Annotated in this window: 13 protein-coding genes; 8 read left to right on the top strand and 5 right to left on the bottom strand. The window is 70.1% G+C overall.

The window, feature by feature from the left end; genetic code table 11:
- Positions 1-10 precede the first annotated feature (10 nt).
- Together dapE and KVY00_RS03445 are read left to right on the top strand one after the other, a co-directional pair.
- On the top strand, positions 11-1,156 hold the full coding sequence (dapE, locus tag KVY00_RS03450) for a succinyl-diaminopimelate desuccinylase (protein ID WP_223044350.1): 1,146 nt from the start codon (positions 11-13) through the stop codon (positions 1,154-1,156).
- Positions 1,157-1,233: 77 nt separating this feature from the next.
- Complete coding sequence (locus KVY00_RS03445) at positions 1,234-1,404, top strand: DUF3117 domain-containing protein (protein WP_223044349.1); 171 nt, start codon at positions 1,234-1,236, stop codon at positions 1,402-1,404.
- A 131-nt stretch (positions 1,405-1,535) separates the two neighbouring features.
- Here KVY00_RS03445 and KVY00_RS03440 read toward each other — a convergent pair whose 3' ends face one another.
- Positions 1,536-2,168 carry an O-methyltransferase gene (locus KVY00_RS03440; RefSeq protein ID WP_223044348.1) on the bottom strand — a complete coding sequence of 211 codons (633 nt, stop codon included), beginning with the start codon at positions 2,166-2,168 and terminating at the stop codon, positions 1,536-1,538.
- Positions 2,169-2,260: 92 nt separating this feature from the next.
- Between KVY00_RS03440 and KVY00_RS03435 the strand changes: the two genes are divergently transcribed.
- Both KVY00_RS03435 and KVY00_RS03430 read left to right on the top strand, forming a co-directional pair.
- Complete coding sequence (locus KVY00_RS03435) at positions 2,261-2,632, top strand: twin-arginine translocase TatA/TatE family subunit (RefSeq protein ID WP_223044347.1); 372 nt, start codon at positions 2,261-2,263, stop codon at positions 2,630-2,632.
- On the top strand, positions 2,629-4,422 hold the full coding sequence (locus KVY00_RS03430) for a putative bifunctional diguanylate cyclase/phosphodiesterase (protein WP_255572740.1): 1,794 nt from the start codon (positions 2,629-2,631) through the stop codon (positions 4,420-4,422). Before KVY00_RS03435 ends, KVY00_RS03430 begins: the two co-directional genes overlap by 4 nt.
- A 28-nt stretch (positions 4,423-4,450) precedes the next feature.
- On the opposite strand, the gene KVY00_RS03425 is transcribed toward KVY00_RS03430, so the two are convergent.
- The 3 genes from KVY00_RS03425 to KVY00_RS03415 are packed head-to-tail and all read right to left on the bottom strand — an operon-like array spanning position 4,451 to position 7,459.
- Positions 4,451-5,614 (bottom strand): Mrp/NBP35 family ATP-binding protein, encoded by a 1,164-nt coding sequence (locus KVY00_RS03425; protein WP_223044346.1) that lies wholly within the window; start codon positions 5,612-5,614, stop codon positions 4,451-4,453.
- On the bottom strand, positions 5,598-6,176 hold the full coding sequence (locus tag KVY00_RS03420; protein WP_223044345.1) for a DUF1003 domain-containing protein: 579 nt from the start codon (positions 6,174-6,176) through the stop codon (positions 5,598-5,600). The genes KVY00_RS03425 and KVY00_RS03420 overlap by 17 nt, the downstream gene beginning before the upstream one ends.
- A complete protein-coding gene (locus KVY00_RS03415; RefSeq protein ID WP_223044344.1) occupies positions 6,173-7,459 on the bottom strand; it encodes a magnesium transporter MgtE N-terminal domain-containing protein in 1,287 nt (428 codons plus the stop codon). The genes KVY00_RS03420 and KVY00_RS03415 overlap by 4 nt, the downstream gene beginning before the upstream one ends.
- Before the next feature lie 46 nt (positions 7,460-7,505).
- On the opposite strand from KVY00_RS03415, the gene KVY00_RS03410 reads away from it, so the two are divergent.
- The gene (locus KVY00_RS03410) at positions 7,506-8,003 is read left to right on the top strand and encodes a general stress protein (RefSeq protein ID WP_255572739.1); all 498 of its coding nucleotides are present in this window, start codon (positions 7,506-7,508) and stop codon (positions 8,001-8,003) included.
- A 260-nt stretch (positions 8,004-8,263) separates the two neighbouring features.
- Complete coding sequence (locus tag KVY00_RS03405) at positions 8,264-9,310, top strand: hypothetical protein (protein ID WP_223044343.1); 1,047 nt, start codon at positions 8,264-8,266, stop codon at positions 9,308-9,310.
- Positions 9,311-9,387: 77 nt separating this feature from the next.
- Here KVY00_RS03405 and hrpA read toward each other — a convergent pair whose 3' ends face one another.
- The gene (gene hrpA / locus KVY00_RS03400) at positions 9,388-13,305 is read right to left on the bottom strand and encodes an ATP-dependent RNA helicase HrpA (protein WP_223044342.1); all 3,918 of its coding nucleotides are present in this window, start codon (positions 13,303-13,305) and stop codon (positions 9,388-9,390) included.
- Positions 13,306-13,552: 247 nt separating this feature from the next.
- Here hrpA and KVY00_RS03395 point away from each other — a divergent pair, with 247 nt between their 5' ends.
- Positions 13,553-14,410: an aldo/keto reductase gene (locus KVY00_RS03395; RefSeq protein ID WP_223044341.1), complete on the top strand. Its 858-nt coding sequence runs from the start codon at positions 13,553-13,555 to the stop codon at positions 14,408-14,410.
- Positions 14,411-14,441: 31 nt separating this feature from the next.
- Positions 14,442-15,428 (top strand): malate dehydrogenase, encoded by a 987-nt coding sequence (locus tag KVY00_RS03390; protein WP_223044340.1) that lies wholly within the window; start codon positions 14,442-14,444, stop codon positions 15,426-15,428.
- Positions 15,429-15,453: the final 25 nt, after the last annotated feature.

Genomic DNA, 15,453 nt, shown 5'->3' with positions numbered 1-15,453 from the left:
GCTGGGACGGATGAATGCCGATCCTGCACCCGATTCCGCCTCCCCTTTCGAACCCGCCCGCGGGCGAGCTCTCGACCCGACTCTGGGCGCGGTGGAGCTCACCCGCCAGCTGTGCGACATCCCCTCGGTGTCGGGTGATGAGCGTGCCATCGCCGATGCGGTCGAAGCAGCGCTCGGGGAGCACGCTCCGCACCTGCACGTGACGCGCGACGGCGACACGCTCATCGCCCGCACCGAGCTCGGTCGCGACCGGCGGGTCGCGATCGCCGGACACCTCGACACGGTTCCCATCAACGACAACCTCCCGGTTCGCGACGAGATCGACGAGGCGACGGGGGAGACCGTGATCCGGGGGCGCGGCACGGTCGACATGAAGGCCGGGGTCGCGGTGCAGCTCGCCCTCGCGATCGAACTCACAGCCCCCGCCGTCGATCTGACCTGGATCTGGTACGACCATGAGGAGGTCGCGTCGGAACTCAGCGGGCTCGGCCGGGCCATGCGCAACCATCCGCAGCTCTTCGCCGCGGACTTCGCCATCCTCGGTGAGCCGTCGAACGGTACGATCGAGGGCGGCTGCAACGGGACGATGCGGGCGCGAGTCACGGTGCGCGGCAAGCGGGCGCACTCCGCGCGCAGCTGGATGGGCGTGAACGCGATCCAGCGAGCCGGTGCTCTGCTCGACCGGCTCGCCCGCTACGAGGCGCAGCGCATCGTGGTCGACGGCCTCGAGTATCGCGAGGGCTTGAACGCGGTGCGCATCGAGGGCGGCGTCGCCGGCAACGTGATCCCGGATCGCTGCAGTTTCGAGGTGAACTACCGCTTCGCCCCCAGCCGTTCCGTCGAGGAAGCCGAGCAGCTGGTGCGCGACTTCTTCTCGGACGCGGACGAGGTGGAGATCGTGGATCGCGCCCCCGGCGCGAGGCCCGGGCTCGACGCGCCGCTCGCGCAGCGCTTCGTGGCGGCAGTCGGGGCCGAACCCACGGCGAAGTTCGGGTGGACTGACGTGGCCCGCTTCTCGGCCCTCGGGATCCCCGCCGTGAACTTCGGGCCGGGAGACGCCCTGCTCGCCCACGCCGACGATGAGCGCGTGCCCGTGACGCAGATCGAGTTCACGGAGCGGGCCCTCCGCGCCTGGCTGCAGACGGATGAGGCGTAACGGGACGACTCCCGGTTCGCCCTCCCGTGCGGCAGCCCGATAAACTAGATAGCAACCATAACTTTCGAGGAGGCGTCATGGCTGCAATGAAACCGAGGACTGGGGACGGACCCATGGAGGCGGTTCGTGAGAGTCGGCTGATCGTCGTGCGAGTGCCGCTCGAGGGTGGCGGGCGCCTCGTGGTGTCGGTCAACGACCAGGAGGCCACCGAACTGCGCGACGTGCTGTCTGCCGTGCTCGACGGCTAGGCTCGCACAGAGCAGTAACGCAGCAACGGAGGAAGCCCCGGGAATCGCTGATTCCCGGGGCTTCCTGTCGTTCGTGGTCAGTCAGGCGTCGACGGGCCCGGCCCGTCGACGGGCCCGGCCCTTCGACGGGCTCAGCCGTCGAGGCGCACGAGGGTCAGCACTCCGTCACCGGTGGGGGAGAGCATGGGGGCGAGCGCCGGCGACTCCGCCACGAGCGCGAGCAGGTCCCGGCACGCCACGGTCGCTTCGTCGCGGGCTGCGGGATCCGGCACCCTGCCGTGGGCGAAGATGCCCGGCACGACGATGCACCCTCCAGGGCGCACGATGCCGAGCGCGTACTCGAAGTGCTCCAGCAGCAGGGCCGGGTCCGCGTCGAGCAGCACCAGGTCGTAGGCGCCGAGGTTCAGGCGGGGCAGCACGTGGCGCGCTTCGCCCTCGATGAGCCGAAGCCGCGACGACGCGACGCCGGCGTCGGCGAACACGGCCCTGGCCTCGCGGAGATGCTCCGGCTCGATCTCGATCGAGGTCAGCGTGGCCTCGGGGGCGTAGCGCAGCAGTGCGAGTCCGCTCACGCCGACGCCGGTGCCCACCTCGCAGATGGCCTGAGCGCGGGTCAGCACCGTCAGCGCTGAGAGCTGCGCCGCGGTGGAGCGGCTGACGGGCTCGACGCCGAGCTCGAGAGACAGGCGGCGCGCACGCACGATCGCATCTGTCTCGCCCGGGTACTGCTCGGCGTATTGCCAGTTGCGTTCGAGCTTGCTCACGTTCTCCTCCGGTGTCCTGCGGCGGTGTCACGCCGACAACTCCTAGCGTAGCGCTACCGAAGACCGCCTCGAAGAGCTCTATGATGGTCTAGATGGGCCTCACGATAGATAAGATTCTGGTGATCATGGTGATCGCCATGTTCGTGCTGGGTCCCGAGCGGCTGCCCCTCTACGCGAAGAAGCTCGGCGAGTTCGTGCGCGGGGCCAAGCGCATGGCAGACGGGGCGAAGGATCGCCTGCGCGATGAGATGGGCCCCGAGTTCGATCAGGTCGACTGGAAGCAGCTCGATCCGAGACAGTACGATCCGCGCCGCATCATCCGCGATGCGCTCGTGGAGGACGAACGGGAGGCGCGCGCCGAGGCTCGACGGGCCCGGATCGCCGAAGCCGCGGAGCAGCGTCGCGCAGCGTCGGGAGACGGCCGGGCCGAGGGTCCGCTGTATTTCGACGAGGAAGCCACGTGAGCGAGTCGGGGTTACCCATCCGATCAGCTGAGATAAGACTGCGCGAGCAGTTCGGTTCATCCGAGCGCGAGTTCAACGAGATCCTCTCGGCCCTCAACAGCTTCTCCATCGTCGCGATTACCGACCGTCGCGGTGTGATCCTGCACGTGAACGACCGCTTCTGCGAGATATCCCGGTACTCCCGCGACGAGCTGGTGGGGCAGACCCATCGGATCATCAACTCCGGTCGCCATCCGAAAGAGTTCTTCCAGGAGATGTGGCGGGTCATCGGCCGCGGCGGGGTCTGGAAGAACGAGATCTGCAACCGCGCCAAGGACGGCACGGAGTACTGGGTCGATACCACCATCATCCCTCTGCTCGACGAGCGGGGCCGGCCCGAGCGGTACGTCGCGATCCGCACGGAGGAGACGCAGCGGCACCTCGCCGAGGAGCGGGTGCGCGAACTCGCCTTCCGGGACCGCGTGACCGGGCTTCCCAATCGCGCGTCGATGCTGCAGGCGATCGAGGCCGACGGCGATCGGAAACCGGAGGGCGAGCTCAGCGGGTTCATTTCGGTGAGCGTCGACGATCTCTCCGTCGTCAATGATGCGTTCGGGTACCAGGCGGGTGATCGTCTGCTCGTCGACTCGGCGCGCAGGCTTCGCGGCCTCGATCTGCACGACTCGGTCGTGAGCCGGATCGGAGCCAACACCTTCGGGATCCTCCTGCCCCGCCTCGGCAGAGACCTCGAGGCGTCTGATCGGCGCGCGGCCGAGTGCGTCGATCAGGTGCTCGACACGCTGACGGGGACGGTCGACCTCGAATCGGGGGTGGTGATCGATGCCACCGCGAGTGCCGGTTACGTGCTGTGGACGGCTCCTGAGAGCCGCGGAGACGATTGCGGCCCGGGCGCCTGCGACAGCCACATCAAGACGACCGACGCTCACGAGATCATCAAGTGCGCCGATATCGCGCGCAAGCACGCGCGCCGCGCCGGCGGCCCGCGCCGCATCCGCCACTTCCGCCAGAGCATGCTCGACGACGCGCAGCGTCGGGTCCGTCTCATCTCGGAGCTGAGGCGCGGTATCGAGAACGGCGAACTGCGCCTCTTCTCGCAGCCGATCGTGGACCGCGAGCAGCGCGTGATCGGGGAGGAGGGGCTGATCCGGTGGGTCAGCCCCGAGCGCGGGCTCGTCGAGCCCGGCGCCTTCATCCCTCTGGCGGAGCAGACCGGCCTCATCGTGGAGATCGGCGAGTGGGTGCTCGAGGAGGCCTGCGGGGTGCTCGCAGCCTGGGAGCGGGATCCCGAGCGCGAACACCGCACCTTCTCGGTGAATCTCAGCGAGCGCCAGCTGCGGGTCGACGACTTCGCGGAGCGCGTGCGCGCGATCATCGCGAAGCACGGCGTCTCGCCGGGGCGCCTGAAGCTCGAGCTCACCGAGAGCGTGCTGCACACCGATCTCGACCGCACGGTCAAGCTGCTGTCCCTCCTGCGGGCCGACGGGGTGCTCGCCTCGCTCGACGACTTCGGCACGGGATACTCCTCGCTGAGTTATCTGCGGCAGCTGCCCGTCCAGCAGCTCAAGATCGACCGCTCATTCACTTTCTCCGTGGTCGAGGACGAGGCCAGCGCGTCGATCGTGCGCACGATCGTGCAGCTCGGGCGCACCTTCGCTCTGCAGGTGGTGGCCGAGGGCGTCGAGACCCGGCAGCAGTTCGAGAAACTGCTCGAGCTCGGTGTCGACGCCTTCCAGGGGTACCTGTTCGCGCGTCCGCGCCCGGTCGACGAGTCCATCGACGCGATCGGCTGAGAGACCGCGCCGACCGGGAGTCCGCGGCTCAGCGGGGCGCGATCCCGAGCGACCTGCCGGCCAGGCTGCGGCCCCGCGCAGCGATCGTGCGCGCGATGCGGATCACCTCCGCGGCGGCCGGATCCTCCGGCGCGACCAGCACGGCCGGCTCGCCGCGGTCGCCCGCCTCCCTGAACGCGGGACTGAGCGGCACACTGCCGAGCAGCGGAACCGCCTCGGATTCGCCGCCCGCGGCGTCGGTGCTGAGACGATCGGCGACCAGCTGCCCGCCGCCGCTGCCGAACACGTCGAGCACGCTGCCATCGGCCTGCACCAGGCCCGCCATGTTCTCGACCACCCCGATCACCCGCTGACCGGTCTGGCGCGCCACGAGCGCGCTGCGCACGGCCACGTCGGCCGCCGCCTCCTGCGGAGTGGTGACGACGAGCACCTCGGCCTGGGGGAGCAGCTGACCGACGCTGATCGCGATGTCGCCCGTGCCCGGGGGCAGGTCGAGCAGCAGCACATCGAGATCGCCGAACCAGACATCGCGCAGGAACTGCTCGATCGTGCGGTGCAGCATGGGTCCGCGCCACGATACCGCGGTGGTGCGCGGGTCGGCCTCGCCCAGGAACATGCCGATCGAGACGGTCTTCACCCCGTGAGCGACGGGCGGCAGGATCATGTCGTCGACGCGCGTCGGCTGCTCGGTGCGGCCGTCGCGGCTGAGCCCGAGAATGCCGGGGATCGAGAACCCGAACACGTCGGCGTCGACGAGGCCGACCGCGAGGCCCTGCTGGGCCAGGGCGACCGCGAGCCCGGCGGTGAGCGAGGACTTGCCGACACCGCCCTTGCCGCTCGTCACCGTGATCACCCGCGTGAGCGAGTCCGGTCCGAACTGCTGCGGCCGCGATCCGCGATCCCCGCGCACCCGCTCGATGAAGGCCTTCCGCTCCGCGGGCGACATCACACCCACCTCGACCTCGGCCGACACGACCCCCGCCGCGGACTCGGCTGCAGCGAGCGTATCGGCCTCGATGCGGCGGGCGGCGGGGCATCCAGCGATGGTGAGCAGGATCGCGACCGTCGCGTGCCCCTCGGCGTCCACGCGCACGTCGCGCACCATGCCGAGCTCCGTGATCGGGCGCAGGATCTCGGGATCCCGCACCCGCTCGAGCGCGGCCAGGACCGCGGCCTCAGCGTCCGTCGGCATCGCGATCCTCGGTTGCGGCGGCCTCGTCCGTCCCAGCAGACGCCTCAGAGTCCTCCTCCGACTCCGCCTCCTCCAGCTCGGCCAGCAGCGAGCGCAGCTCGGCTCGGATGAAGTCGCGGTCGGGCAGATCCTTCAGTGCGAGCCGCAGTGCCACGACCTCGCGAGCCAGGAACTCCGTGTCGGCGAGGTTGCGTTCGGCGCGCTGCCGATCCTGCTCCATCTGCACGCGGTCCCGGTCGTCCTGACGGTTCTGCGCGAGCAGGATCATCGGCGCCGCATACGACGCCTGCAGCGAGAGGATCAGCGTGAGCGCGGTGAAGCCGAGCGCCGCCGAGTCGAAGCGCCACGACTCGGGGCCCCAGGTGTTCCACGCCAACCACGCCACGCAGATGAGCGTGAGGATCAGCAGGAACCACGGGGTGCCCATGCCGCGCGCGATGCTCTCGGTCCAGCGCCCGAAACGCTCCTGGCTCTTGCTGCCGCCGAGCGAGACGCGGCCCGCCCGCGCTCCGGTCGCGAGGGGCGCGTCGAGTCCGGGATCCTGCCGCTTGAACAGGCTCATCGGCGGCTCCTCTGCGGTGCGGAGGGACGGGGCTGCTCGTCGTCGGCGTGGCGCCAGTCGTCGGGGAGCAGGTGATCGAGCACGTCGTCGACGGTGACCACGCCCACCAGGCGATGCTGCTCGTCGACGACCGGCATCGCGACGAGGTCGTAGCTCGCGAGGCGGCGCGAGACCTCGGCGGCACTCGCGTCGACCGTGACCGGTTCGATCTCGGTGTCGATGAGCGACACCATGCGCTCATGGGGCGGGAAGCGCAGCATACGCTGGAAGTGCGCCATGCCGATGTACTCGCCCGTGGGCGTCTCGTACGGGGGGTGCGTCACATAGACGGCCGAGGCCATGGCCGGCGGGATCTCGGCGCGGCGGATCATCGCGAGCCCCTCGGCCACGCTCGACTCGCCCGACAGCACGATCGGCGCGGGGCTCATGAGGCCGCCCGCGGTGTCCGCGTCGTACTCGAGCAGGCGGCGCACGTCCTCGGCCTCCTCCGGCTCCATGAGGTCGAGCAGCTCCTCGCCCTTCGCCGTGGGCAGCGCGGAGATGAGGTCGGCCGCGTCGTCCGGCTCCATGCGATCGAGCACATCCGCGGTGCGGTCGGCCGGCAGCTGGGCCAGCAGCGCCAGCTGATCCTGCTCGCTCATCTCCTCGAGCGCGTCCGCGACGCGCTCGTCGGCCAGCTCGCCGATCACCTCGAGCATGCGGTGCTGCGGCAACTCGAGCAGCGCCTCGGCGAGGTCGGCGGGCTTGAGATCGACCATCGTCTGAATCAGCAGCTCGGCCGACTGCGCCGAGCCGCTCGAGCTGGGCAGCACCAGATCCGACCAGCGCACGATCCGCGAGTCGCCGCGGCTGAACGGCGCCGCGGGCTTCGGAAGTCGCACGAAGACCTCGGAGACCACCCACTCGCCCGTGCGGGTGCGCTCGATCGCGGCGTCCTCGATGCGGGCCGTCTGCGGCTGCCCGCCCGAGTGCTCAGGAGCGAGCTGCACCTCGCGGCCGATGATCTCGGCGATCATGCGGGTCTCGCCGCCGCGCTGCTCGAAACGGCGCACGTTGATCAAGCCCGTGGTAATCACCTGGCCTGAACCGATCGAGGTGACACGGCCGATCGGCACAAACACTCGGCGTTTGCCGGGGATCTCGACGATCAGGCCGACCACGCGCGGCGCGCTCGCCGCCCGGAAGACGACCAGCACATCGCGCACCTTGCCGATCCGGTCGCCGACCGGATCGAACACTCCGCGCCCGGCGAGGCGCCCGACGAAGACCCGCATCACACTCACACCTCTAGCGTAGTGGTGCCGAGCCCGGCAGTGAGAGAATGGACGCATGAGTACTCCCGGCCCCATCTCCTCCTCGCGCGCACCCCTGATGCCCGAGATCCCGCAGGGCGAGATCGTCTCCACCTACGACCGCTACGAAGACGCCAAGCACGCGGTCGACGTGCTCGCGCGCGCCAGCTTCCCGGTGCAGCGCATCAGCATCGTCGGCAACGACGTGCGCAGCGTCGAGCGCGTCACCGGGCGGCTCACCTACGGGCGGGTCGCCCTCATGGGAGCGCTCTCGGGCGCCTACCTGGGCCTGTTCCTCGGGCTCCTGCTCTTCATCTTCCAGCCCGACAACGCCGGCATCCTCGGCGTGTTCGTCGCGGCCGTGGTGATCGGCGCCGGTTTCGGCATGCTCTTCGGCGTGCTCTCCTACGCGATGAACCGTAACCGCCGCGACTTCTCGTCGGTCATGCAGATGGTCGCCACCCGATACGATCTGATCGTGGAACCCGAGCTGCTGCACGAGGCGCGGCGCATCCTCACGGAGTCGGTGCGGTAGCGCGGCGCGGGCAGCGGTAGGCCCAGGGCAGCGGCGCGGCGGGCCGGCGGGCTCCCGCCGCCGAGTCGGCCTGTTTCTATCGAGTCGGCCCGTAATGTGCGTGAATTGCAGGCTCTTTCGATATAAGTAGGCCGGCTCGGCGAGGAGAAACCGCCCGCAGTACTTCGCTCACAAGCAGCGCATCTGGCCGGGCGTGCTGTTTCATCCACAGATCGTGTTCCGAGCCCCTGCGATCGGAGCGAATCTGCCAGGCTGCGAGCATGACACCTCGGTACGGCCTCGCGTCAATCTCAGCTGCGGTGCGCTCGCGGGACGACCTGTTGCAGCGGAACTGGTCCGCGCGGGGCATCGCCGACGCCGTCGCAAAGGGAACGCTGGAACGGCTCGCTGCCGGGCGGTATCTCGACGGCGGGATGTGGCGCGAGCTCTGGCCGGACCAGAAGCTGCTCGCGCGAGTGCTCGCGGTCTCCGGGAATCCCGACCTCGCAGGCTGCTTCTGGAGGGAGTCTGCGGCCGTCGTGCACGGGCTGCGTCTCTACCGTCCACCTTATGATCGCGCCCAGCTGCTGCTCCCCGGAGCTTCCACCGTCCGCCACAGCACCTTCATCGCGCGCAGCACTGACCGGGTCCGAGACGGAGAAGCCGGCCTGCTCCACGGCATCCCCGTCACGAGCCTCTCGAGAACGGTGATGGACCTCGCCCGGCTGGCTCCGCTGGAGCTGGCGCTCGGAGCGCTGGACCACGCGTTGGAACTGCAGTTCGGCAAGCACCGCGGCGTACCGAACTCACCCGACGTCGTGGAATGGTTGGAGGGGCTGCGCCGGGACCTGCTCTCGGGGCCCCGCCGACGCGGTGTGAGGAGAGCGCTGCGGATCGTCGAACTCGCCGATGCCGGGTCGGAATCGGTGCTGGAAACTCTCGGACGACTCCGGTTCGTGCAGGCGGGGTACCGGGTGAGTACGCAGGTGCCGGTGGTTCACCCCGATGGCAGCGTGAGCTACTTCGACCTCGGGCTCGACGACCTCGACATCCTATGCGAGATCGACGGACGATCGAAGTACCTCGATGAGGGCTTGCGCGGGGGAAAGACCGCGGCTGAGGTGGTCCTCGCCGAGAAGAGACGCGAGGACAAGGCCCGAGGGAGCACGCCGAAGCGGGTCATCCGGCTGATGCACGAGGATCTGCGCACGCTCGACAGCTTCTACGCGGCCGCGCGCGCCTACCGTTTACCACCGCCTCCGGCCGCCCACCGTTCATCGAGCCGTCCCCTTCGTATCGACCCGGTATGGAATTCGCAAGAAATCTAGGCGGACTCGATACAAACGGGCCGACTCGATCGGCGGGGTGGGGAGCGGGGCTCGGCGGGGCGGAGAGCGGCGCCGGGTCAGCCCTCGCGCAGCAGCTTCTGGATCCGCTGCAGCGAGACCGGCTCGGCGGTGCGCAGCTGCTGCGCGAACAGGCTCACGCGCAGCTCCTCGATCAGCCAGCGCACGCGCACGAGGTGATCGGGGGCCTGCTCGGGCAGCGGGATCGCGCCGCCCGCCTGCTCGAAGAGCGCGAGCGCGCGGTCCACCTCGTTCTGCCAGGCCCGATCCCGCCCCGGGTTCTCGACGAGCCCCCGCATGCGCAGCTGCACCGCCTCCAGATAGACGGGCAGCCGCGCAAGCTGGGCGAGCCCGGTGCGCGAGACGAAGCCGTCGTAGACGAGTCCGTCCACCTGGGCCGCGGCCCCAGCCACCTGACCCAGCACCTGGATCGACTTCGCTCCGTCGATCGCCTTGCGCGCGAGCCTCGCCGCGTCGAGCACGCGGGCGGTGAGGGCGATCGCGCCGTAGATGTCGTCGATGAGGGATCGCGCGTAGTCGTTCGCGATCCGCTCGAACGCGGACTCCGACCACACGAGCCCGTCGGGGGAATGACGGCGGATCACGCCGTCGGCGACCGCGAGCGAGACATCTGCGATCGCGGCGTCGAGCGACCGGTACGGCCCGGCGCCGAGCAGCAGCTTCTCCTGATTGGAGAGGTGATCGCGGATGTAGCTCGCCGGCGACGGCGAGCTCAGGGCGACGAGGCGGCGGGTCCCGCGTCGCGACAGCCGGACCTGCTCGGCCTCGTCGGCTACGAGCGTCAGATCGACGCCTGTGCGGCGATCCACGATCGCGGGATAGGCGCGCACCACGCCCGCCCCGGATCCCCGCCCCTTCGCGTAGGCCGTGTCGACGTGCCTCGGCAGCTCGCCGAAGTCCCAGGCGGTCGAGCCCTTGCGCTCGAGATCGCTCTTCGGCAGCGCCGCCGCCGCGACCTTGGCGACGCCCTGCGTCGCGCGATCCTTGTGCGCCGCCTGCAGCGCGGCAAGATCCTTGCCCGACCCGATAGTGCGCCCGCGCCCGTCGACCACGCGGAACGTCGGCGTGAGGTGCGCCGGCAGACGCGACGGGTCGAAATCGCCGGGGGAGACGGTCACGCCCGTGCGACGGCGGATCTCGTCGGCCAGCAGTTGGAGCAGCGATGAGTCGGAGTCGGCGCCGTCCAGCTTCGGCTCGACGGTCTCGAGGAGCGTGCGCGCCCAATCCGCGGCGGGCACGACGTGCTTGCGGATGGCCTTCGGCAGCGTCTTGATGAGCGCCGTCACGAGTTCCTGACGCAGGCCCGGCACGAGCTTCTCGAAGTCGGAGCCCTCGAGTCGCGGCAGCAGCGGCAGCGGCACGTTGACGGTGACGCCGTCGTCGTCGGCCGAGGGGTCGAAGCGGTACTTGAGCCGCAGTGTCTGATCGCCGTGCCGCCACTGGCGCGGGAACTCGCTCTCATCGACCTCGGCCGTCTCGCCCTCGACGAGATCCTCGCGGCGCATGGTGAGCAGTTTCGGCTGCGTGCGCTGCGCCTCCTTCCACCACCCCTCGAAGTCGCGCGTCGACGCGACCTCGGCGGGAATGCGGGCGTCGTAGAAGTCGAAGACGGCCTCGTCGTCGCTCACCAGATCGCGGCGCCGGGTGCGCTCCTCGAGCTGCTCGAGTTCCCTGCGCAGCTGCCGGTTCGCCCGGTCGAACGCGAAGAAGGAACCGCCGGACGGAATCTCCCACTCGCCGTCGACCAGGGCGTGACGGATGAACAGCTCTCGCGCCTGCTCGCGGTCGAAGCGGGCGAGCTGCACCCGGCGGCGGTCGACGATGGGCACCCCGTAGAGCGTGACCCGCTCGTAGGCGACGGCCGCGCCCTGCTTCTTCTCCCAGTGGGGCTCGCTGATCTGCCGCTTCGCGAGGGGGCCCGCGAGCTCCTCGGCCCAGGCCGGGTCGACGACGGCGTTGGACCGGGCGAACAGCCGCGAGGTCTCGACGAGCTCGACGCTCATCACGACCTCGGGCGGCTTCTTCGCGAGCACGGAACCGGGATAGAGCACGAATCGCGTGCCCCGGGACCCCACGTACTCCTGGGCGGGCTTCCGCTTGACCGCGCCGGGAGCGCTCCGTCCGCGGGCGGGCGCAGAGCGATCCTGGCGATCATCGCGCACACCGAGCTGGGAGAGCAGGCCGGCGAGCATGGAGCGGTGGATCGCCTCGCCCGATCCCGAACCGTCCGCGGAATCCGCGCGGCGGACCCCCGCGATCCGGGCGAGCTGGCGGTAGAGGTCCATCCACTCGCGCACGCGCAGGAAGTTGAGGTATTCGGCCTTGCACAGACGGCGGAAGGCGCTCGACGACAGCTCGCGCTGCTGCTCCTGCAGGTATTCCCAGAGGCCCAGCAGCGTCATGAGGTCGCCCTGCGGGTCGGCGAAGCGGGCGTGCAGCTGGTCGGCCTGGGCGCGCTTCTCCTGCGGCCGCTCGCGCACGTCCTGGATCGTGAGGCCCGCGACGATCGCCAGCACTGCGGGGACGACGTCGTGCTTGTGGGCCTCCACCACCATGCGGGCGAAGCGCGGCTCGATGGGCAGCCGGGCGAGCTCGCGGCCGATCTTCGTGATCCGCGGGCGGGCGCGGGTTCCCCTGCCCTCGAGCTGCACCGCTCCCAGCTCGGCGAGCAGCCCGAGACCGTCGGCGATGCCCCGCTGGTCGGGAGGCGTGAGGAACGGGAAGCGCGCGATATCGCCGAGGCCGAGCGACAGCATCTGCAGGATCACGGAGGCGAGGCCCGTGCGCCGGATCTCGGGCTCGGTGAACTCGGGCCGGCTCTCGAAGTCCTCCTCGGAGTAGAGCCGGATCGCGATGCCGGGGCTCGTGCGCCCCGAACGGCCCGATCGCTGGTTCGCGCTCGCCTGCGAGACGGCCTCGATGGGCAGCCGCTGCACCTTGCTGCGCGCCGAGTAGCGCGAGATGCGGGCGGTGCCGGCATCGACCACGTAGCGGATGCCGGGCACCGTGAGCGAGGTCTCGGCCACGTTGGTGGCGAGAACGATGCGACGGGCGCCCGCGTTCGCGCCGCTCGGGCGCTCGAAGACCCGGTGCTGCTCCGCCGCGCTGAGGCGGCCGTAGAGGGGCAGGATCTCGACAGGTTTCGCCCGATTCGAGCCGAGACGCCCGCGCAGGGCATCGGCCGCGTCGCGGATCTCGGCCTCGCCGCTGAGGAACACGAGCACGTCGCCGCGCTCCTCCCGAGACAGCTCGTCGACCGCTTCGCCGATGGCGTCGAAGAGATCGCGCTCGACGGTGCGCACCCGCGGCGCCCCGCCCTTGGGATCGGGCTGCTCGATCCTCTCCACGAGGGGGCGGTACCGGATCTCCACCGGGTAGGTGCGGCCCGAGACCTCGATGATGGGGGCCGGCTGCTTCGTCCTCGCGTCGGCGAAGTGCTCGGCGAACGACTCGGGATCGATCGTCGCCGACGTGATGATCACCTTGAGGTCGGGCCGCCGGGGGAGCAGCGTCTTGAGGTAGCCGAGCAGGAAGTCGATGTTGAGCGAGCGCTCGTGCGCCTCGTCGATGATGATGGTGTCGTAGGCGCGAAGGTCGCGATCGCGGTGGATCGCGTTGAGCAGGATGCCGTCGGTCATGAGGCGGATCCGCGTGTCCTCCGAGACCTTGTCGGTGAATCGCACCTGGTAGCCGACGAGCCCGCCAAGCTCCGAGCCGAGCTCCTCGGCGATGCGCTCGGCGATCGTGCGCGCGGCGATGCGGCGGGGCTGCGTGTGGGCGATGCGCTCGCGGCCGAGGGCCAGGGCGATCTTCGGCAGCTGGGTCGTCTTGCCCGACCCGGTCTCGCCGGCGACGATGACCACCTGGTGGTCGCGGATCGCCGCCTCGATCTCGTCGCGCATCTGCGAGACGGGAAGCTCTTCGGGAAAGGAGACGCGCACTGGGGGCTGAGGCATGGTGCTTCCATTATCCCGTGCGGCGTCGCCCGGCGGCACGGATTCGCCTCGGATCACATCGAATCCGCGCTTTCGATGTGCTCGGGGGCAGATCTGTGCGGTTGCGACGGGGAGGGGAGCTGCGCGATTGCGGAGGTCGGCGCGATCGGAGCACGTTGTGACTGGGAGGAGACGGCGCCCACGGCGAATGTCGGCGGCCGGGCATAGACTGGGGCGCGCACCCGACCCTCGGCGAAAGCGAGCCCGAATGAGCGCCCTCCAGATCCCGAACATCACCCTGAAGAACGGAGTCCGCAGCGGGGGTGATCCCGTCGAGATCCCGCAGCTCGGCCTCGGCGTCTTCCTCGTCGAACCGGGCGAGACCGAGCGCATCGTCTCCGAAGCGCTCGAGGTGGGCTATCGGCACATCGACACCGCCGCGGCGTACTTCAACGAGGCCGAGGTCGGCCGCGCGATCGCTTCGAGCGGCATTCCGCGAGACGAGCTGTTCATCACGACGAAGCTCTGGAACTCCGATCATGAGGACGTGGCGGGCGCCTTCCAGCGCAGCCTCGATGCGCTCGGCCTCGACCGGGTCGATCTGTACCTCGTGCACTGGCCCGTGCCCATGCACGGCACCGCGCTCGCCGCGTGGCGCGGCGTCGCCGAGACCGCCGAGTCGGGGCGGGCCTCCGCTATCGGCGTCTCGAACTTCGAGATCGAGCACCTGCAGCAGATCATCGACGAGACCGGGGTCGTGCCGGCCGCGAACCAGATCGAGCTGCACCCCCTGCACCAGCGCCGCGAGCTGCGGGCGTTCTGCGCTGAGCACGGCATCGCGATCGAGGCCTGGGGGCCGCTCGCGCAGGGCAAGAGCGACCTCTTCGAGCGCTCCGCGATCCTCGACGCGGCCTCGGCGCACGGCAAGTCCGGTGCGCAGGTGGTGCTCCGCTGGCACGTGCAGCGCGGCACGATCGTGTTCCCGAAGACGATGCGCCGGGAGCGCATGATCGAGAACGCCGACATCTTCGATTTCGAGCTCAGCGAGGCCGAGATGGCCGCCATCGACGCCCTCGACGAGCAGCGTAATTTCGGACCCGACCCGTACACCTTCGACAACCGGTGAAGGCCGGGCCGCGCGACGGAAAGGACGCAGTATGACGAAGACTCCGATCACTGTCACTCTCACGGGCGCCGGTGGGCAGATCGGCTACGCGGCGCTGTTCCGGATCGCGGCCGGCGACATGCTCGGCCCCGAGCAGCCCGTCGCGCTCCGCTTGCTCGAGATTCCGCAGGGGATGAGAGCGGCCGAGGGAGCGGCGCTCGAACTCTCTGACTGCGCCTTCCCTCTGCTCGCCGGGGTCGAGATCAGCGACGACCCGGACGTCGCCTTCGACGGCGCGAACGTGGCGATGCTCATCGGGTCGCGCCCTCGCACGGCGGGCATGGAGCGCGGCGACCTGCTCGAGGCGAACGGCGCCATCTTCGGCCCGCAGGGGCGTGCGATCGGCGCTAGGGCGGCCGACGACGTGCGCGTGATCGTGGTCGGCAACCCGGCCAACACGAACGCCCTGATCGCCCAGCAGCACGCCCCCGACGTGCCGGCCGAGCGGTTCACCGCGCTCACCCGGCTCGACCACAATCGCGCGGTCGGCCTGCTCGCGGCCGAAGCCGGGGCGCCGGTCGCCGATGTCGACGGGGTGACGATCTGGGGCAACCACTCGGCCACGCAGTACCCCGACCTCAATCACGCGACCGTCGGCGGTCGTGCGGCACTGGAGGTCGTCGACCCGGCGTGGGCGCGAGGCCCCTATGTCGATCGAGTGGCGAAGCGCGGTGCCGAGATCATCGAGGTGAGAGGCGGGTCTTCCGTCGCTTCGGCCGCGAACGCGGCCATCGAGCACGTGCGCGACTGGGTGCTCGGCACGGGGGAGCGCCGTACCAGCGCGGCCGTCGTCTCTCGCGGGGAGTACGGGGTGCCCGAGGGGCTCATCTCGTCGTTCCCCGTGCGTTCCTCCGGCGGTGCCTGGCAGATCGTCGAGGGGCTCGAGATCGATGAGTTCTCGCGGCAGCGGATCGCCGAGTCGGTGGCCGAGCTGGTCTCGGAGCGCGAGGCGGTACGGCAGCTCGGGCTGATCGACTGACGCTGCGTCTGCGATGTGGTGTCGC

This window comes from Leucobacter tenebrionis, assembly GCF_019884725.1.
In the GTDB taxonomy this organism is placed as follows: domain Bacteria; phylum Actinomycetota; class Actinomycetes; order Actinomycetales; family Microbacteriaceae; genus Leucobacter; species Leucobacter tenebrionis.
This window is presented reverse-complemented; position numbering and strand designations above follow the sequence as displayed.